Source organism: Pseudomonas sp. NFACC46-3, from assembly GCF_900114515.1.
In the GTDB taxonomy this organism is placed as follows: domain Bacteria; phylum Pseudomonadota; class Gammaproteobacteria; order Pseudomonadales; family Pseudomonadaceae; genus Aquipseudomonas; species Aquipseudomonas fluorescens_Q.
The window spans coordinates 134,158-152,061 of the sequence record NZ_FOTH01000015.1 but is presented as its reverse complement, the minus strand read 5'-3'; the positions used below and the strand labels follow the sequence as shown (position 1 = coordinate 152,061).

The following is a 17,904-nucleotide window of genomic DNA, read 5'->3' as shown; positions in this document are numbered from 1 at the left end:
GGGCAGATCTCCCAGGGTAATTCGCGCGACCTTCCTGCTTATGCCTGTCGGATCTACGTCACAGCGTTCCGTGCAAGTATTGGGCTTTGGCAATTTTGGCTACCTTACCCCGCTGCACCGCCTAATCCGCTTCCTGTTCGTCAGGCCAGCATTTTGCCTCGGGCTTCCTTCAGATTCGCAGTCACCCGCGACACCCTTGCCTCTGGCTAACACTTCCCCTTGCCGGGTGTGTAGAGGACTTTCACCTCCAAGTCACCAGCGTGACCACCACAGCCAAGCTGGTTGCGCTTGCGCGCAACGCGCCATGCCTGGCGCACCAAAAAAAAGCCCGTATCGAAAGATACGGGCTTTTTTTGATCGGTTGTCTCGACCTTGCGGGAGCAGTTCTCAGTCAGCTGTCGACTCCAGCCCCACATTGAACTGCAACGCTGCCAGCCGCGCGTACAGCGCATTGCTGGCGACCAGCTCCTGGTGAGTGCCCACGGCAACCACCTTGCCCTGATCCATCACCGCGATCCGGTCAGCGTTTTTCACCGTGGCCAAGCGGTGGGCGATGACCAGGGTCGTGCGGTTTTTCATCAGGTTGGGCAGGGCTTGCTGGATCAGGTGTTCGCTTTGCGCATCGAGGGCACTGGTGGCTTCGTCCAGCAGCAGGATCGGCGCGTCCACCAGCAATGCCCGGGCGATGGCCAGGCGTTGGCGCTGGCCGCCGGACAGCCCCAGGCCACCGTCGCCCAGGTGGGTCTGGTAGCCGCCGGGCATTTTTTCGATGAAGTCGTGGGCGTGGGCAATCTGCGCGGCCTCACGCACCTGCTCGGACGTTGCCCCAGGGTTGCCGTAGCGAATATTCTCTTCGACCGTGCCGAAAAACAGCGCCGGGTTCTGTGAGACCAGGGCGAAGTGGCGGCGCAGGTCCAGCGGATCGAGTCGAGTCAACGGCACGTCGTCGATCAGTATCTGCCCTTGCACCGGATCGTAGAAGCGCAGCAGCAGGTCATACACCGTTGACTTGCCCGCACCGGAAGGCCCGACCAGGGCCAGGGTCTCGCCGGCCTTGATGGTCAGGTCGAGACCGTCGACCGCATAACTGTCCGGCCGGGAGGGGTAGGAAAAACGCACGCCTTCGAGGCGCAGATCGCCCCGAACGCGCTCCGGCAACGTGACAAGGCCTGAAGCCGGTGGCTGGATGATGTTCTGCGAACGCAGTAACTCGGCAATGCGCTCGGCAGCACCCGCCGCCCGTTGCAGCTCGCCGATCACCTCGCTCAGCGTGCCGAAGGCACTGCCGACAATCAGGCTATAGAACACAAATGCCGCCAGCTCACCGCCGGAAATCCGCCCGGCGATCACATCCATGCCGCCGACCCAGAGCATCACCCCCACCGCGCCCAGCACCAGCACGATCACCAGGGTAATCAGCCAGGCCCGTTGGGCGATGCGCTTGCGGGCGGTGTCGAAAGCCTGCTCCACCGTCACGGAGAATCGTTGTTCGTCCTGGACCTGGTGGTTGTAAGCCTGCACGGTCTTGATCTGGCCAAGGGTTTCGGAGACGTAGCTGCCGACGTCGGCAATGCGGTCCTGGCTCTGGCGCGACAAACTGCGCACCCGACGACCAAAGACCAGGATCGGCGCCAATACCAGCGGCAGGGCGATCACCACGATACTGGTCAACTTGGGATTGGTGATGAACAGCAGCACGATGCCGCCCACCACCATCAAGGCGTTGCGCAAAAACAACGACAGCGACGAACCGATCACCGATTGCAGCAAGGTCGTATCGGCGGTCAGCCGCGACTGGATTTCCGAACTACGGTTGTTTTCATAGAAACCGGGGTGCAAGTACACCAGATGGTTGAAGACCTGCCGCCGGATATCGGCCACCACCCGCTCGCCGATCCAGGACACCAGGTAAAAACGTGCAAACGTACCGATCGCCAGCCCCACCACCAGCACCATGAACAGGCCGATGGATTGATTGAGCAGGTGCGGTGAGCGGGTCATGAAGCCCTGGTCCACCAGCAAGCGGATGCCTTGGCCCATGGACAAGGTAATACCGGCAGTGACAATCAAGGCCAGCAAAGCGCCGGCGACCTGTTTACGGTAAGGGGCGATGAAGCCGCTGGCCAGGCGTATGGCACGGCGATGTCGGGAAGAAAGCATCAAGGGCATCCGATAATGCAGCAGGAAAAAGGCCGGCCAGCGACGCCAAAGCGTAGCGGAGCCAAGTTGAATCAGAATGAGTCAGGTTAAATATGACCACAACGACTAGAGGCTAGATGTTATCGGTCTAAAGTCTGGCTGGAAACGCAACTGTGTTTCTGATTGAGTGGAGGTGTCGCCATGAACCTACAAGGAGTGTCATGGCTCGGTCACCTGGCGACATTAAAGTAGGCACACAACCTGATGAGGAGACAGGCCATGTCCTTGCAACACAGCAGCGACGACAAGATTCAAGTAATCCGCACGCAACCGGACCAGTCTCTGGGCTGCTCGTTCATCGATGCCCAAGGGCGCGAAGTACCGATCACCGAAGACATGATCCAAAAAGCCTGCAGCGAGCTGGAAAAACGACTGGTCAAGCCTGCCGAACAAAAGTGATACAGCCCGTCTTCAATTGGACCCGACCTTGATGTCGGGTTTTTTATGCCTGTTGATTTTGCAGGAACCTGTGGCGAGGGAGCTTGCTCCCGCTCGGCTGCGCAGCAGTCGTCACTCTTTGGATTGGGGTTGCTTCGCAACCCAGCGGGAGCAAGCTCCCTCGCCACAAGAGCATTTCCCCTTAAAGGGCGGTGGCACCCAGCGCCGTCACGATCTGTTGCAAGGCCGCCGACTGCCCTTCGATACGCACCTTCAGGCTGTCGATTTCCCGCCGCGGCGGGTAGTGCTTGCGCAGGGCATCGAATGCACTGCGTTGCTCGCTGACCGTTCCAACCAAGCTGCGGCGAAAGTTCGCGTCGTCGCCACGGGGGTCATACACGCTCCGGCATAACACCGCCAAGGCCCAGGCCGGGTCGGTTGCGGCATCCAGGGTGATGCCACCCAGCCAAGGTCGAGGCAACAGGTCGCCGAGGCTGACTTCAACCGGCCGCTCCAGGAAAGCGCACAAGGCCTGGTAGATCTGCGCCGTGCCGCGCTGGCGGCCATCGAGGCTGTAACCGGCAATGTGCGGGGTCGCGATCACGCACAAATCGGCCAGGTCCACATCCACGGTGGGTTCCTGCTCCCAGACATCCAACACCGCTTGCAGGTCCTCACGTTCCAGCAACACTTCGCGCAGCGCGGCGTTGTCGATCACCGGGCCGCGGGCCGCGTTGATCAGCCAGGTCCCGGGCTTGAGCTGGTTCAGACGCGCCTCGTCGAACAGGTGCCAGGTTGGTTGCTCACCGTCGCGGGTCAACGGTGTGTGCAGGCTGATCACATCGCACTGTTCGATGATCTGCTCCAGGCTCATATAGTCGCCCCCCTCGGCAGCCTGACGCGGCGGATCGCAGACCTTCACGGTCCAGCCCAACCCCTTGAGCACCTCGATCAACCGCCCGCCCACTTGGCCTGCGCCGACCACACCGAAGGTTCGTTGCTCAAGTTGCGCACCTTCGATTTCTGCCAGGGTCATCAGGCTGCCCAGCACATAGTCCACCACGCCACGGGCATTGCAGCCCGGCGCGCTGGCCCAGCGAATACCGGCCTCGGCGAAATAATCCAGGTCCAAGTGATCGGTGCCGATGGTGCAGGTGCCGACGAAGCGCACCTTGCTGCCTTCCAGCAGAGCCCGATTGATCTGGCTGACCGAACGTACCAGCAGCACGTCGGCTTGCTCGACCATCGTCCGGTCGATCCCCCGGCCCGGTACCCGGCGGATTTCGCCGAATCCTTGGAAAAATGCATCAAGCAGGGGGATGTTTTCGTCGGCGACGATCAGCATGGCAAAGCTCCTTTGGCGGGGTAGGCAGTGTAGGCGTTCCAGTAACTCCGTGCATTCCTTCAGTGAATGATGTTGTGGCGAGGGAGCTTGCTCCCGCTGGGTTGCGCAGCAACCCCAATCCAAAGAGCGACGACTGCTGCGCAGCCGAGCGGGAGCAAGCTCCCTCGCCACGGGTCACCCTGTTCCCGGTCCAAAGAGTACAGGCTGGATACAAGGGAGCGAGCAATTACAAATCCACAACACAGGTTTTTTCCTGACCACTGTGTCAAGGCGTAGAATTCGCCGCCTTGCGCTTAATCTTTTCGGACGCTTCGCCTGTGAACCCTGTAATCGATACCACCACCCTCTCCCGCCCGGCCCGCGTTCGCCTGGAACTCAGGACCTTGCTGGCCCTGGCCTTGCCGATCATGGTGGCGCAACTGGCAACCACCGCCATGGGGTTCGTCGATGCGGTGATGGCCGGTCGCGTCGGCCCACGGGACCTGGCCGCGGTGGCATTGGGTAACTCGATCTGGGTGCCGGTGTTCCTGTTGATGACCGGCACATTGCTGGCGACCACGCCGAAAGTTGCCCAACGCTTCGGTGCCGGCACGTTCGCCGAGATCGGCCCGCTGGTGCGCCAGGCGCTGTGGCTGGCATTGGTGGTGGGGTTGATCGCCTCACTGGCGCTGTTCAGCGCCGAACCGATCCTGCACATCATGAATGTCGACCCCGAATTGATTGGCCCATGCATGGAATACCTGCGCGGCATCGGCACGGGCCTGCCAGCCGTGGCGCTGTACCACGTACTGCGCTGCTTCAGCGACGGCCTGGGACGCACGCGGCCGGCGATGGTGCTGGGGCTGTGCGGGTTGGCGCTGAACATTCCGCTCAATTACATCTTCATCTACGGGCACTTGGGCGTGCCCGCCATGGGCGGGGTCGGTTGCGGCTGGGCCACGGCCATCGTGATGTGGGTCATGGCCCTGGGCATGGCCGGTTGGGCCCGCTGGGCACCGGCCTATCAGTCGAGCCGGTTGTTCAGCCGTTTCGACTGGCCGCAATGGGCGGTCATCAAGCGCCTGCTGGGCATCGGCCTGCCGATTGGCATCGCGGTGTTTGCCGAGTCGAGTATTTTCGCAGTGATTGCCCTGCTGATCGGCAGCCTCGGCGCCACGGTGGTGGCCGGGCACCAGATCGCACTGAACTTCAGTTCCCTGGTGTTCATGATCCCCTACTCCCTGGGCATGGCCGTGACGGTGCGGGTCGGCCAGGCCCTGGGGCGCGCTCAGCCCCGTGAAGCGCGCTTCGCCGCGGGGGTGGGCATGGGCACGGCGCTGGCCTACGCCTGCCTGTCGGCGAGCCTGATGTTCGCATTGCGCGGCCCCATCGCCGCGATCTATACCGCCGACCCGGTGGTGATCGAGGTGGCGTCGATGCTGATCGTCTACGCGGCGCTGTTTCAGTTTTCCGATGCGATCCAGGTCACGGCGGCGGGCGCGTTGCGCGGCTATCAGGACACCCGGGTGACGATGATCCTGACGCTGTTCGCCTATTGGGGTATCGGCCTGCCAGTGGGTTACGCCCTGGGCCTGACCGACTGGCTCGGTGTGGCCAGCGGCCCGAGTGGCTTGTGGCAAGGCTTGATCGTGGGCTTGAGCTGCGCGGCGCTGATGCTGTCGATCCGTCTGGCCCGCAGCGCGCGCAAGCAGATCCGCATCAGCCGCTCGACGGCTTAAGCAAGCTTCTTGCGGATCCAGTAGAGGTAGGTACCCGCCTCTTCATGCTGGGCCACCAGTTCGTGGTCCAGGAACACGCAAAACTTGGGGATGTCGCGACGGGTCGACGGGTCGGTGGCGATGACTTTCAGCAGGCCACCGGGGGCCAGGTCGCGGATGTGCTGGTGCAGCATCATCACCGGTTCCGGGCAATTGAGGCCCGTGGCATCCAGCGTGCCGTCGACCGGCGTGTCGTTCATTTCACTCATGTTCTACTCCTGAAACTGGCCGGCATTGTCGCGCAATGTCGGCGCCCTTAACAGACCTGCATCCATCCCTGTGGCGAGGGAGCTTGCTCCCGCTCGGCTGCGCAGCAGTCGTCGCTCTTTGGATCGGGGTTGCTTCGCAACCCCGCGGGAGCAAGCTCCCTCGCCACAAAAGCTGTTCAAGACAGCATCAACGGGACTTCGGTTTCTTCGTATCCAACCGCCGCAAATGGCAGGTCACTTCCTCACGGTCGTGGTACAGCTGCTTGCAACCGATCTCGACCTTGATGCCCCGCGTCTTGAAACCGTCGGCGATGCGTTCGAGCAGGCGCTTGACCTCGGCGTACCGTTGCTTCATCGGCAGCTTGAGGTTGACCACCGCCTCGCGGCAATGACCCTCGCCGATCCATTCTTCCAGCATCGCCGCGTTACGCGCTGGCTTCTCGACGATGTCACAGACCATCCAGTCCACCGGCTGCTTGGGTTTGAACGTGAAGCCGTCTGCCATCAAATGCTGCACCAGGCCGGTGTCCATCAGGCTTTCAGCCATCGGTCCGTTGTCGATGGCCGTCACCAGCATCCCACGGTTGACCAGTTGCCAGGTCCAGCCACCCGGTGCCGCGCCGAGGTCCACGCCGGTCATGTCACTGTGCAGGCGCTCGTCCCACTGGTCCCGGGGAATGAAATGGTGCCAAGCCTCTTCAAGCTTGAGGGTGGAACGGCTCGGCGCTTCCCGGGGAAACTTCAGGCGGGGAATGCCCATGGGCCACATGGCCGAGTTATCGGATTCGGCCAGGCCCAGGAACACTTCGCGGCCACTCTTGAATGTCAGCAGCAGGCGCGGCTTGCGCGGATCGTCCACCAGCTTGCCGGCGCCAATCAGCGCCTTGCGCAAGGGGCCTTCGAATTTCTTGCAGAAGTTCGACAGTTCCTTGCCGTCGTTGGTATCCACCACTTCCAGCCACAGGCTGCCGCAGGTCGGGAAAGCAGCCATGTGGGCCAGGATGACACTGATGCGGTCGGTCTCCGGCAAATCGATGAAAGTACCCCGCGCCCACTGGCGCGGAAAAATCAGTTCGGCGAAACGCAGACCACCCATCAGCCGCTCGGCACCGTCGTCTTCAGTGCAGACAAATTCAGCGCAGGCACTGGCCGGTTTGGCCTTGGCGTAGCCGGCAACGTTGAGTCGGGCCGCGTGTTCGGCGATCTCGGAACAGACCTCGCCTTCGAAGCCCGGCCGGCAGTGCATGAAAAGCGTGTTCATTGAAACTCCGTAGCAAAGCCTGTCACGAAAACCGCCGCATGATAGCGGAGTTCGGAACCGCGAACCTGCCCATAGAGTCCAGTGATTAGTCATACGCTCAAAACAGGGCTAGGTTAAAGGCTCTGTCCGTTCCGTCAGTCCGTAGCCGTGCGGACTTAAAGGAGTGATTGCAATGCCGTCCCTCGATAGCCTGAAAACCCTTAAAACACTGCAAGTCGACGCCAGGACCTACCACTATTTCAGCCTGCCGGAGGCCGCCCGAAGCCTCGGCGACCTGGACAAGCTGCCCATGTCGCTGAAAGTGCTGCTGGAAAACCTGCTGCGCTGGGAAGATGAAAAAACCGTCACCGGCACCGACCTCAAGGCCTTGGCCGGTTGGCTGAAAGAGCGCCGATCGGACCGAGAGATCCAATACCGCCCGGCACGGGTGTTGATGCAGGACTTCACCGGCGTCCCCGCCGTGGTCGACCTGGCCGCCATGCGTGCCGCCGTGGAAAAGGCCGGCGGTGATCCCCAGCGGATCAACCCGCTGTCACCGGTGGACCTGGTGATCGACCACTCGGTAATGGTGGACAAATTCGCCAGCAGCCAGGCGTTCGAGCAGAACGTCGACATCGAAATGCAACGCAACGGCGAACGCTACGCCTTCCTGCGTTGGGGCCAGAGCGCCTTCGACAACTTCAGCGTGGTGCCGCCGGGCACTGGCATCTGCCATCAGGTCAACCTCGAATACCTGGGCCGCACCGTGTGGACCAAAGAGGAAGACGGTCGCACCTACGCGTTCCCGGACACCCTGGTGGGCACCGACTCCCACACCACCATGATCAATGGCCTCGGCGTGCTGGGCTGGGGCGTCGGCGGGATCGAGGCGGAAGCCGCCATGCTCGGCCAACCGGTGTCGATGCTGATTCCCGAGGTCATCGGCTTCAAACTCATCGGCAAGCTGCACGAAGGCATCACCGCCACCGACCTGGTGCTGACCGTCACGCAGATGCTGCGCAAAAAAGGCGTGGTGGGCAAGTTCGTCGAGTTCTATGGCGACGGCCTGGCCGACCTGCCCCTGGCCGACCGCGCCACCATCGCCAACATGGCGCCGGAATACGGCGCCACCTGCGGTTTCTTCCCGGTGGATGAGGTGACCCTGGACTACTTGCGCCTGTCGGGACGTCCAGCGGAAACGGTGAAATTGGTGGAAGCCTATTGCAAGGCCCAGGGCCTGTGGCGCTTGCCCGGCCAGGAACCGGTGTTCACCGACACCCTGGAGCTGGACATGGGCAGCGTCGAGGCCAGCCTCGCCGGGCCGAAACGTCCGCAGGACCGGGTTTCGCTGCCAAATGTCGGCCAGGCTTTCAGCGACTTCCTGGGGTTGCAGGTCAAACCCACCAGTAAAGAAGAAGGTCGCCTGGAAAGTGAAGGTGGCGGTGGCGTCGCGGTGGGCAATGCCGACCAGGTGGGCGAAGCCGAATACGAATTCGAAGGCCACACCCATCGCCTGAAAAACGGCGCGGTGGTGATTGCCGCCATTACTTCGTGCACCAACACCTCCAACCCCAGCGTGATGATGGCCGCCGGGCTGCTGGCGAAAAAAGCCGTGGAGAAAGGCCTGACCCGCAAGCCTTGGGTCAAGAGCTCCCTGGCCCCGGGTTCCAAGGTGGTCACCGACTACTACAAGGCGGCCGGGCTGACCGAATACCTGGATAAACTCGGTTTCGACTTGGTGGGCTATGGTTGCACCACTTGCATCGGCAACTCCGGACCGTTGCCGGAGCCCATCGAAAAAGCCATCCAGAAAGCCGACCTGACGGTGGCTTCGGTATTGTCGGGCAACCGCAACTTCGAAGGCCGGGTGCACCCACTGGTGAAGACCAACTGGCTGGCTTCGCCACCGCTGGTGGTCGCCTATGCCCTGGCCGGCACCGTGCGCATCGACATCAGCAGCGAGCCGCTGGGCAACGACCGGGACGGCAAGCCGGTGTACCTGCGGGATGTCTGGCCCAGCAGCCAGGAAGTGGCCACCGCCGTCGCCCAGGTCAACACCAGCATGTTCCACAAGGAATACGCCGCCGTATTTGCCGGTGACGAGCAATGGCAAGCCATCGAAGTGCCGCAGGCGGCGACTTACGTCTGGCAGGACGACTCGACCTACATCCAGCATCCGCCGTTCTTCGACGCCATCGACGGGCCGCCACCGGCCGTCAAGAACATCGAAGGCGCCCGGATCCTGGCGCTGCTGGGAGACTCGGTCACCACCGACCACATCTCCCCGGCCGGCAACATCAAGGCGGACAGCCCGGCCGGTCGCTACCTGCGCGAACAAGGCGTGGAACCGCGAGACTTCAACTCCTACGGTTCCAGGCGTGGCAACCACCAGGTGATGATGCGCGGCACCTTCGCCAATATCCGCATTCGCAACGAAATGCTCGACGGCGAAGAAGGCGGCAACACGATCTACATTCCCAGTGGCGAACGAATGCCGATCTACGACGCCGCCATGCTGTACCAGGCAATGGGCACGCCGCTGGTGGTGATCGCCGGCCAGGAATATGGCACCGGATCGAGCCGGGACTGGGCAGCCAAGGGCACGAACCTGCTAGGGGTCAAGGCGGTGATCGCCGAAAGCTTCGAGCGTATCCATCGCTCCAACCTCGTGGGCATGGGCGTGCTGCCGTTGCAGTTCAAGCTCGACCAGAACCGCAAGAGCCTGAACCTCACGGGCAAGGAAACCCTGGACATCCTCGGGCTCAATGACGTCGAACTGACGCCGCGCATGAACCTGCCCTTGGTCATTACCCGCGAGGACGGCAGCCGGGAGCGAATCGAAGTGTTGTGCCGGATCGATACCTTGAATGAAGTGGAATATTTCAAGGCCGGCGGAATCCTTCACTATGTGTTGCGGCAATTGATTGCCGGCTAGAAAGACCCGTCTCTTACAGCGAACACGGGTCAGTGAAAAACAAGCCCCTCTGTGGGAGCAAGCTTTCGCGATAGCGGTAGAACAGCCAACATCGATGTTGACTGACAAGCCCCTATCGCGAGCAAGCTCGCTCCACAGGTCCTGTGGCTTACTGACCGTCATTAGCGTTTTAACAAGCGGCGTTTTTGCGCGAGCCCGCCTATAATCCCGTCGGCAATCACGGAACAGAGTCAGCCAACGGCTTGCCCCTCCTACGCATGAACCTGCATGGATACAAAACGTGCTCTTTGCGCGATATGGCAGCGTCATAGACGCGGCGGCCACTTTCGCCCAAAGCTCTACCGTCTAAAAGGATGTTGTATGCCCGCTTTACCCTGGCCCTACCTGGCCATGCTCGCCATCGGCTATGGCTTGGCCCTGGCCTACGGCCAGTTGGCCTGGACCGCCCTCATCTCAGTCGCGCTATTGCTGTTCGCCGGGTATGCCGTTCGCCAGCAACCCATGCCAATCGGCCGGTTTCTCGGTCACATTCTATTTGTGGTACTGGCCCTGGCGTTGGCCTTGCATTGGATGCCCGGCTTCTTCAACGGGCGGGCGATCCCGGCGCAACGCTTGACCGACGACGCCGCGCCATTTGCCATGTACCTGAACCAGGACAAGCCCCTGATCGGATTCTGGCTGCTGCTGGCCTGCCCCTGGATCATCGGCCAGCGGTCACTTCGCCTGTCGGTCTACGCCACGGCCCTGGGGCTGGCGCTGAGCGCGGTGCTGGCCCTCGGCGGGGCGATGCTGCTGGGCATGATCCACTGGGCGCCAAAATGGCCGGAGCACGCCTGGTTGTGGGTGCTCAATAATCTTTTATTGGTGACGCTTGTGGAGGAAGCGCTATTTCGTGGCTACATTCAGGGAGGCTTGAGCCGACGCTTCAAACACCTGGGTTACGGCGACAACCTGGCGCTGCTCCTGACCTCGCTGCTGTTCGGCCTGGTACACGCTGGCGCAGGTTGGCAATGGGTGCTGTTGTCGGGCCTGGCGGGGGTCGGCTACGGCCTGGCGTATCGTTTTGGCGGCCTGGGCGCGGCGATTGCTACGCATTTTCTCCTCAATCTGCTTCATTTCGCCCTATTTACCTACCCGATGCTGGCGTGATAGCGACAGGCAAAAATAACTTCAATTAAAACCTGACACCGCCGACAACCTTTCATAGCCTTTCAAAGCCTTGCGGATCAACACACATGCGTAACAACCAACCCGTCACACAACGCGAAAGGACCTTCCCGGCCCAGCAACGATTGATTTCGACCACCGATGCCAAGGGCGTGATCACCTACTGCAACGACGCGTTCGTTGACATCAGCGGGTATTCGAAGGAAGAACTGATTCGTTCACCGCACAATCTCGTGCGCCATCCCGACGTCCCATCCGCAGTGTTCGCACACATGTGGGGTACGCTGAAACAAGGCTTGCCATGGATGGGCATCGTCAAGAACCGCAGCAAGAACGGCGACCATTACTGGGTCAATGCCTATGTCACGCCCGTGTTCGAGGGCAATCAAGTGGTCGGCTACGAATCGGTGCGGGTCAAGCCCTCCGCCGAACAGATCGCTCGGGCCGAAGCGCTTTATCAACGCATCAACCAAGGCAAGTCCGCGGTTCCGGGCAGCGACAAATGGGTGCCCATGCTGCAGGACTGGCTACCGTTTATCCTGGTCAGCCAGTTGAGTTTCGTCGTCGGCGCGTTCCTGGATTCGTCCTGGGGCTTTGCCCTGGCGGCCGTGCTGTCGGTGCCCTTGGGGCTGATGGGCCTGCAATGGCAGCAACGCGGAATCAAGCGCCTGCTGCGCCTGGCCGAGCAAACCACGTCCGACCCGCTGATCGCCCGGATGTACACCGACAGCCGCGGCGTCCAGGCACGCCTGGAGATGTCGATCCTCAGCCAGGAAGCACGCCTGAAAACCTGCCTGACCCGCCTGCAGGACACCGCCGAACACCTTAACGACCAGGCTCGCCAATCCAACACCCTGGCTCATAACAGTTCCAGCGGCCTGGAGCGCCAGCGGGTGGAAACCGAACAGGTCGCCACGGCCGTCAACCAGATGGCGGCAACCACCCAGGAAGTCGCCAGCCACGTGCAGCGCACCGCCGATGCCACCCAGGAAGCCAACCGCCTGACCAGCCGCGGCCGCGACATCGCCGGCGAAACCCGCGAAGCCATCGAGCGCCTGTCGGTGGTGGTCGGCGAAACCGGGCAGACCGTGACCCAACTGGCCAAGGACAGCGACGAGATCGGCGGCGTGGTGGACGTGATCAAAGGCATCGCCGACCAGACCAACCTGCTGGCCCTCAACGCCGCCATCGAAGCGGCCCGTGCCGGGGAGATGGGCCGTGGCTTTGCCGTGGTGGCTGACGAAGTGCGGCAACTGGCACAACGCACCAGCGAATCCACCGGGCAGATCCACGCCCTGATCGCCAAACTCCAGCAGACCGCCACCAACGCCGTGCAGACCATGGACGCTGGCCATCGCCAGGCCGAAGAAGGCGTGGCACGGGTCATGGAAGCGGACGAGGCTCTGGTGGGGATCAGCGAAGCGGTGGCCCACATCACGGACATGACCACCCAGATCGCCGCCGCCACCGAGGAGCAAAGCTCAGTGGCCGAGGAGATCAGCCGCAACATCAGCAATATCTCGGAACTGGCCGACCAGACCTCCGGCCAGGCCCACAGCTCGGCGCTGCTGAGCGAAGAGCTGACCCGCACGGCCAATACGCAGTATTCGTTGGTGGAGCGGTTTAACCGCTGACAGATGCCTGCCTCACAAAAAACCCGGACAGCGTAGGCTTCCGGGTTTTTTGCCGCCTGGAAGGCCGCTCACGCGTGCCTGCTCGCGATGAGGTTTTGTCGTGACCTGTCAACTCTGACAGTAGACCGCAATCGCCACATCGTTAAAGTGCAAATGCAACAAGGGAGAACATTTCATAAAAACGATTAGCAATGAGGTTCTTTCACATGAAAGTTCATGACTTCTACTTTCCCAAAGACGAGCACCAGCGGCTCAACGGATCCTTTTCTTGGTACCTCGGCCCTACGCTCGTTCATGCAAGATCTACGTCTTTCTTACTGCGTCTCTCTCCGCCCCCAAGAGAGCACACCTGGTTCCTTACCGGCACTGCCGACTACCCAAGTACTGGTGATTATTTCTATTTCCAAATTGGGGTTGATTATGTCAGCGAGGAAGTGATGGACGCGAGTTACACATTAGAAGGCGGCTTCTCCTTCCGTCACACGCATTCGATTCCTGGTCAGCCCGGCTGGTTTCAATCGGTCCGCGCTGACAGCGCAGAATTGACTATCAGGCTCGATCCTGTGGGTGGAACCGCGAAGGGCAATTTCACCGCTCATTTCAACACCGATGGGTACGACATGCACCCGACGGGGACATTCGACTTAATCCGGGATGACATGAAAAATTAGTTACGGTCTGAATGATCCATCGCGAGCAAGCGCAATTCCAGGAAGTAAAAATTGCAGCAGGTCAGTTCGCGATGGGACGGTGACAGTCAGGCAAAAGGTTACTCAAGGAATTTTGTCACCCTGAGCGCCGCCGCCTCCATATGTTGCTCATGACTAAACCCCGAAGCCTTCAGCGGTTTCAGGTCATGATCCCCCGCCACCAACCACATCACCTCGATGCCCGGTGACAATTCATACCCCTGCACCGCCTCCCGATTGCCCAACGCATCGCGCTCGCCCTGGACGATCAAGGTGGGGGTCTTCAACGTCGCCAAGTGCTCGACCCGCGGTTTCTGCGGCTTGCCCACCGCATAGAAGGGATAGCCCAGGCACACCAGCGCGTCGACGTCCAACTCATCGGCTACCAGGCTCGCCATGCGCCCGCCCATGGACTTGCCGCCAATGGCCAACCGCCCAGCGACATAAGGCCGCACCGTGGCGTACACCTGTCGCCAGCATTCCAGCAGCTTCGGTGCCGGATTGGGTGGGCGCTTGCCCCCATCCAAACGTCGTTGGGCCATGTAGGGAAACTCGAAGCGCAGCACGTTGACCCCATGCGCGGCAAGGCCCGCAGCCATTTCCTCCATGAATCCGCTGTCCATCGGTGCACCGGCGCCGTGGGCCAGGATCAGGGTCGGCGCCTCGGCACTGGCGCCCGACCGCGCGGCCGTCCATAGCCAACCGTGTTCGGCCACACACCGCACCCATTGATCCCCGTCAATACTGGCCTTGTGCTGTTTGTCCATGCTGATCTCGCTTTTAGTCTGCCTATAACTCCAGGCGAAGAACGCCGCACTGCCTTGCGCAGGCGCTCACTTCGGCTGAACCGTGGATGGGGAACCATGAACACTTCTATCAGTACCGCCTACAACTACAAGGTGGTCCGCCAATTCGCCATTATGACGGTGGTGTGGGGCATCGTCGGCATGGGGCTCGGGGTTTTTCTCGCCGCCCAATTGGTCTGGCCACAGCTCAACTTCGATTTGCCCTGGACCAGCTTCGGCCGCCTGCGCCCGCTGCACACCAACGCGGTGATCTTCGCCTTCGGTGGCTGTGCGTTGTTCGCCAGTTCGTTCTATTCGGTGCAGCGCACCTGCCAGACTCAGCTGTTTGCGCCGAAAATCGCCGCGTTCTGCTTCTGGGGCTGGCAACTGGTGATCCTGCTGGCGGCCATCAGCCTGCCACTGGGCTACACCAGTTCCAAGGAATACGCCGAGCTGGAATGGCCGATCGACATTCTGATCACCATCGTCTGGGTTGCCTACGCGATTGTGTTCTTCGGCACCGTGGCCAAGCGCAACACCAAGCACATCTACGTTGGTAACTGGTTCTTCGGCGGGTTCATCCTGACCGTGGCGATCCTGCACATCGTCAACAACCTGGAACTGCCGGTGAGCCTCACCAAGTCCTACTCGGTCTACGCCGGGGCCACGGACGCGATGGTGCAATGGTGGTACGGCCACAACGCCGTGGGCTTCTTCCTCACCGCAGGCTTCCTGGGGATGATGTACTACTTCGTGCCGAAGCAGGCCGAGCGCCCAGTGTATTCCTATCGCTTGTCCATCGTGCACTTCTGGGCCCTGATCACCCTGTACATCTGGGCCGGCCCTCACCACCTGCACTACACCGCGCTGCCGGACTGGGCACAATCCCTGGGCATGGTGATGTCGCTGATTCTGCTGGCGCCAAGCTGGGGCGGCATGATCAACGGCATGATGACCCTCTCGGGTGCCTGGCATAAGCTGCGCAGCGACCCGATCCTGCGGTTCCTGGTGGTGTCCCTGGCGTTCTACGGCATGTCGACCTTCGAAGGTCCGATGATGGCGATCAAGACCGTCAACGCCCTCTCCCACTACACAGACTGGACCATCGGTCACGTCCATGCCGGCGCACTCGGCTGGGTGGCAATGATTTCCATCGGCGCCCTGTACCACATGATCCCGAAAGTCTTCGGCCGGCCACAGATGCACAGCATCGGCCTGATCAACGCGCACTTCTGGCTCGCGACCATCGGCACCGTGCTCTACATCGCCTCGATGTGGGTCAACGGCATCGCCCAGGGCCTGATGTGGCGTGCGGTGAACGAGGACGGCACGCTCACCTACTCCTTCGTCGAAACCCTGGTGGCCAGTCACCCAGGCTTCGTCGTGCGGCTGGCGGGCGGGTCGATCTTCCTCCTCGGCATGCTGCTGATGGCCTACAACACCTGGCGCACCGTGCGGGCCTACCAGCCTGCCGAAGCCGCCGCTGCCGCGCAGATGGCCTGAGGAGTCCACCATGAAACACGAAACAATCGAAAAAAACGTCGGCCTGCTGATGCTGCTGATGGTCCTGGCCGTGAGCATTGGCGGCCTGACCCAGATCGTGCCGCTGTTCTTCCAGGACGTGACCAATAAACCGGTGGACGGCATGAAGCCCTACACCGCCCTGCAACTGGAAGGCCGTGACATCTACATTCGTGAAGGCTGCGTCGGTTGCCACTCGCAGATGATCCGTCCGTTCCGCGCCGAGACCGAGCGCTACGGCCACTACTCCGTCGCCGGCGAAAGCGTCTGGGACCACCCATTCCTGTGGGGCTCCAAGCGCACTGGGCCGGACCTGGCCCGGGTTGGCGCGCGCTACTCCGATGATTGGCACCGCGCCCACTTGTACAACCCGCGCAACGTCGTGCCCGAGTCGAAAATGCCGGCCTACCCGTGGCTGGTGACCCAAGCGGTAGACAGCAGCCACACCGAAGGCAAGCTGCGCGCCATGCGCACCCTGGGCGTGCCGTACACCGATGACGACATCACCGCCAGCGTGGCCTCGCTCAAGGGCAAGACCGAAATGGACGCGCTGGTGGCCTACCTGCAAGTGCTCGGCACTGCCATCAAGAGCAAGAGGTGAGCCATGGTTCTTGAAATGAGTACTGGAATGATCCGCGGCCTGGGCACGGTCGTGGTGTTCATCGCCTTCATCGGCCTGACCCTGTGGGTATTCAGCAGCAAACGTCGTCCAGAGTTCGCCGAAGCGCGCCTGCTGCCGTTCGCCGACGAGCCAGCTGCCGACATCGTCCCCCCCCAAGACCCTGCAACAAGGAGTACCCGGCCATGACCACCTTCTGGAGTACGTGGATCTGCGTACTGACCATCGGCAGCCTCATCGGCCTGACGTGGTTGCTGATCGGCACTCGCAAGGGCGAGACCAAGGGCAGCGTCGACCAGACCATGGGCCACAGCTTCGACGGCATCGAGGAGTACGACAACCCGCTGCCGCAATGGTGGTTCCTGTTATTTGCCGGCACCCTGGTGTTTTCCGTCGGCTACCTGGTCCTCTATCCGGGCCTGGGCAACTGGAAAGGCATCCTGCCAGGCTACGAGAACGGCTGGACCGGCGCCCATGAATGGGAAAAGGAGATGGCCAAGGCCGATGCCAAGTTCGGACCGATCTTCGCCAAATTCGCCGCCATGCCCGTGGAGGAAGTGGCCAAGGACCCACAGGCCTTGAAGATGGGTGGCCGCCTGTTCGCCTCCAACTGCTCGGTCTGCCACGGCTCGGACGCCAAGGGTGCCTTTGGCTTCCCGAACCTGGCCGACAGCAACTGGCGTTGGGGCGGTGCTGCCGACACCATCAAGGCCACCATCATGGGCGGTCGCATGGCGGCGATGCCCGCCTGGGGCGAAGTACTGGGGGACGCCGGGGTCAAGAACGTGGCCGCGTATGTACGCCACGACCTGGCCGGCCTGCCGTTGCCGGCAGACAGCGGTGCCGATCTGCAGGCCGGACAGCAGGCTTTCAACACCACCTGCGTCGCCTGCCACGGCGCCAACGGCCAAGGGACCGAAGCCATGGGCGCGCCGAACCTGACGCAACCGGCCGGTTTCATCTATGGCACCAGCCTGGCCCAGTTACAACAGACCATTCGCCATGGTCGCCAGGGCCACATGCCAGCGCAGAGTGAGTTGTTGGGCAATGACAAGGTGCAACTGCTGGCCGCCTACGTCTACAGCCTGTCCCACACCGCCGGTGCCGAGCGCCTGCAAGCCGAACACAAAAGCGAATAAATCTTGACCGCGTGAACAGCCGTATCCGTCTGGATGCGGCTGCTCCGTGTCCCTGCGCGACGCATTGTCGCACCCTCCCATAGTCTTTCTTTCGGTTCCCCGGAATCGGGTCTAAGCTTGCCTTTGCGTGCGCTGGCGACTGCCGGTTTCAGGTCGACCCGACCCGATGCGTTCGACAATCGTTCATCAAAAAGGCCGCAAAGGCAGGTGAATACCGGCTGTTGCGACAGTTGCCTGGCATCACCCGAACGCTGTGTTTGAACACACCCCGTTACAACCGACCCGAC

General features: G+C 61.7%; 15 protein-coding genes. 10 read left to right on the top strand and 5 right to left on the bottom strand.

The genetic code is table 11. From position 1 onward, the window contains the following. Window positions 1-387: 387 nt before the first annotated feature. Entirely contained in the window at window positions 388-2,169 is a 1,782-nt protein-coding gene (locus BM300_RS16725; protein WP_170862065.1) for an ABC transporter transmembrane domain-containing protein, read from the bottom strand. A gap of 249 nt (window positions 2,170-2,418) precedes the next feature. Here BM300_RS16725 and BM300_RS16720 point away from each other — a divergent pair, with 249 nt between their 5' ends. Further along, window positions 2,419-2,598: a PA1571 family protein gene (locus BM300_RS16720; protein ID WP_003199629.1), complete on the top strand. Its 180-nt coding sequence runs from the start codon at window positions 2,419-2,421 to the stop codon at window positions 2,596-2,598. A 181-nt stretch (window positions 2,599-2,779) separates the two neighbouring features. Here BM300_RS16720 and pdxB read toward each other — a convergent pair whose 3' ends face one another. Then, on the bottom strand, window positions 2,780-3,922 hold the full coding sequence (gene pdxB / locus BM300_RS16715; RefSeq protein WP_092148401.1) for a 4-phosphoerythronate dehydrogenase PdxB: 1,143 nt from the start codon (window positions 3,920-3,922) through the stop codon (window positions 2,780-2,782). A 317-nt stretch (window positions 3,923-4,239) separates the two neighbouring features. On the opposite strand from pdxB, the gene BM300_RS16705 reads away from it, so the two are divergent. Further along, complete coding sequence (locus BM300_RS16705; protein WP_092148407.1) at window positions 4,240-5,640, top strand: MATE family efflux transporter; 1,401 nt, start codon at window positions 4,240-4,242, stop codon at window positions 5,638-5,640. Here BM300_RS16705 and tusA read toward each other — a convergent pair. Together tusA and rlmM are read right to left on the bottom strand one after the other, a co-directional pair. After that, window positions 5,637-5,888 carry a sulfurtransferase TusA gene (gene tusA / locus BM300_RS16700; protein ID WP_063322194.1) on the bottom strand — a complete coding sequence of 84 codons (252 nt, stop codon included), beginning with the start codon at window positions 5,886-5,888 and terminating at the stop codon, window positions 5,637-5,639. The two genes, BM300_RS16705 and tusA, sit on opposite strands and share 4 nt — an antisense overlap. 187 nt (window positions 5,889-6,075) lie before the next feature. Then, window positions 6,076-7,149: a 23S rRNA (cytidine(2498)-2'-O)-methyltransferase RlmM gene (gene rlmM, locus BM300_RS16695; RefSeq protein WP_092463360.1), complete on the bottom strand. Its 1,074-nt coding sequence runs from the start codon at window positions 7,147-7,149 to the stop codon at window positions 6,076-6,078. Window positions 7,150-7,321: 172 nt separating this feature from the next. On the opposite strand from rlmM, the gene acnA reads away from it, so the two are divergent. The 4 genes from acnA to BM300_RS16675 all read left to right on the top strand — a co-directional run bounded on the left by acnA (window position 7,322) and on the right by BM300_RS16675 (window position 13,535). Continuing rightward, the gene (gene acnA, locus BM300_RS16690; RefSeq protein WP_092463358.1) at window positions 7,322-10,063 is read left to right on the top strand and encodes an aconitate hydratase AcnA; all 2,742 of its coding nucleotides are present in this window, start codon (window positions 7,322-7,324) and stop codon (window positions 10,061-10,063) included. Between the two features lie 360 nt (window positions 10,064-10,423). Further along, on the top strand, window positions 10,424-11,212 hold the full coding sequence (locus BM300_RS16685; RefSeq protein WP_092463356.1) for a CPBP family intramembrane glutamic endopeptidase: 789 nt from the start codon (window positions 10,424-10,426) through the stop codon (window positions 11,210-11,212). Between the two features lie 86 nt (window positions 11,213-11,298). Beyond that, a complete protein-coding gene (locus BM300_RS16680) occupies window positions 11,299-12,864 on the top strand; it encodes a methyl-accepting chemotaxis protein (RefSeq protein ID WP_063322198.1) in 1,566 nt (521 codons plus the stop codon). 206 nt (window positions 12,865-13,070) lie between these two features. After that, window positions 13,071-13,535: a hypothetical protein gene (locus tag BM300_RS16675; protein ID WP_092481403.1), complete on the top strand. Its 465-nt coding sequence runs from the start codon at window positions 13,071-13,073 to the stop codon at window positions 13,533-13,535. A gap of 98 nt (window positions 13,536-13,633) precedes the next feature. On the opposite strand, the gene BM300_RS16670 is transcribed toward BM300_RS16675, so the two are convergent. Continuing rightward, window positions 13,634-14,320 carry an alpha/beta family hydrolase gene (locus BM300_RS16670; RefSeq protein WP_092463354.1) on the bottom strand — a complete coding sequence of 229 codons (687 nt, stop codon included), beginning with the start codon at window positions 14,318-14,320 and terminating at the stop codon, window positions 13,634-13,636. Window positions 14,321-14,416: 96 nt separating this feature from the next. On the opposite strand from BM300_RS16670, the gene ccoN reads away from it, so the two are divergent. The 4 genes from ccoN to ccoP are packed head-to-tail and all read left to right on the top strand — an operon-like array spanning window position 14,417 to window position 17,617. After that, a complete protein-coding gene (gene ccoN / locus BM300_RS16665; protein WP_060738426.1) occupies window positions 14,417-15,841 on the top strand; it encodes a cytochrome-c oxidase, cbb3-type subunit I in 1,425 nt (474 codons plus the stop codon). A gap of 10 nt (window positions 15,842-15,851) precedes the next feature. Continuing rightward, window positions 15,852-16,460, top strand: a complete 609-nt coding sequence (gene ccoO / locus BM300_RS16660; RefSeq protein ID WP_063322200.1) for a cytochrome-c oxidase, cbb3-type subunit II — start codon at window positions 15,852-15,854, stop codon at window positions 16,458-16,460. A gap of 3 nt (window positions 16,461-16,463) precedes the next feature. Beyond that, a complete protein-coding gene (locus BM300_RS16655) occupies window positions 16,464-16,667 on the top strand; it encodes a cbb3-type cytochrome oxidase subunit 3 (protein ID WP_092148426.1) in 204 nt (67 codons plus the stop codon). Continuing rightward, window positions 16,664-17,617, top strand: coding sequence for a cytochrome-c oxidase, cbb3-type subunit III (gene ccoP / locus BM300_RS16650; protein WP_092463352.1), 954 nt, complete (start codon window positions 16,664-16,666; stop codon window positions 17,615-17,617). The genes BM300_RS16655 and ccoP overlap by 4 nt, the downstream gene beginning before the upstream one ends. Window positions 17,618-17,904: the final 287 nt, after the last annotated feature.

Bases quoted from the DNA above. Each gene is read 5' to 3' on its own strand.
- ccoO (WP_063322200.1), top strand. From the start codon at position 15,852: ATGAAACACGAAACAATCGAAAAAAACGTCGGCCTGCTGATGCTGCTG.
- acnA (WP_092463358.1), top strand. From the start codon at position 7,322: ATGCCGTCCCTCGATAGCCTGAAAACCCTTAAAACACTGCAAGTCGAC.
- BM300_RS16680 (WP_063322198.1), top strand. From the start codon at position 11,299: ATGCGTAACAACCAACCCGTCACACAACGCGAAAGGACCTTCCCGGCC.
- BM300_RS16670 (WP_092463354.1), bottom strand. From the start codon at position 14,320: ATGGACAAACAGCACAAGGCCAGTATTGACGGGGATCAATGGGTGCGG.
- tusA (WP_063322194.1), bottom strand. From the start codon at position 5,888: ATGAGTGAAATGAACGACACGCCGGTCGACGGCACGCTGGATGCCACG.
- BM300_RS16675 (WP_092481403.1), top strand. From the start codon at position 13,071: ATGAAAGTTCATGACTTCTACTTTCCCAAAGACGAGCACCAGCGGCTC.
- BM300_RS16685 (WP_092463356.1), top strand. From the start codon at position 10,424: ATGCCCGCTTTACCCTGGCCCTACCTGGCCATGCTCGCCATCGGCTAT.
- ccoN (WP_060738426.1), top strand. From the start codon at position 14,417: ATGAACACTTCTATCAGTACCGCCTACAACTACAAGGTGGTCCGCCAA.
- rlmM (WP_092463360.1), bottom strand. From the start codon at position 7,149: ATGAACACGCTTTTCATGCACTGCCGGCCGGGCTTCGAAGGCGAGGTC.
- ccoP (WP_092463352.1), top strand. From the start codon at position 16,664: ATGACCACCTTCTGGAGTACGTGGATCTGCGTACTGACCATCGGCAGC.
- BM300_RS16725 (WP_170862065.1), bottom strand. From the start codon at position 2,169: ATGCCCTTGATGCTTTCTTCCCGACATCGCCGTGCCATACGCCTGGCC.
- BM300_RS16655 (WP_092148426.1), top strand. From the start codon at position 16,464: ATGGTTCTTGAAATGAGTACTGGAATGATCCGCGGCCTGGGCACGGTC.
- BM300_RS16720 (WP_003199629.1), top strand. From the start codon at position 2,419: ATGTCCTTGCAACACAGCAGCGACGACAAGATTCAAGTAATCCGCACG.
- pdxB (WP_092148401.1), bottom strand. From the start codon at position 3,922: ATGCTGATCGTCGCCGACGAAAACATCCCCCTGCTTGATGCATTTTTC.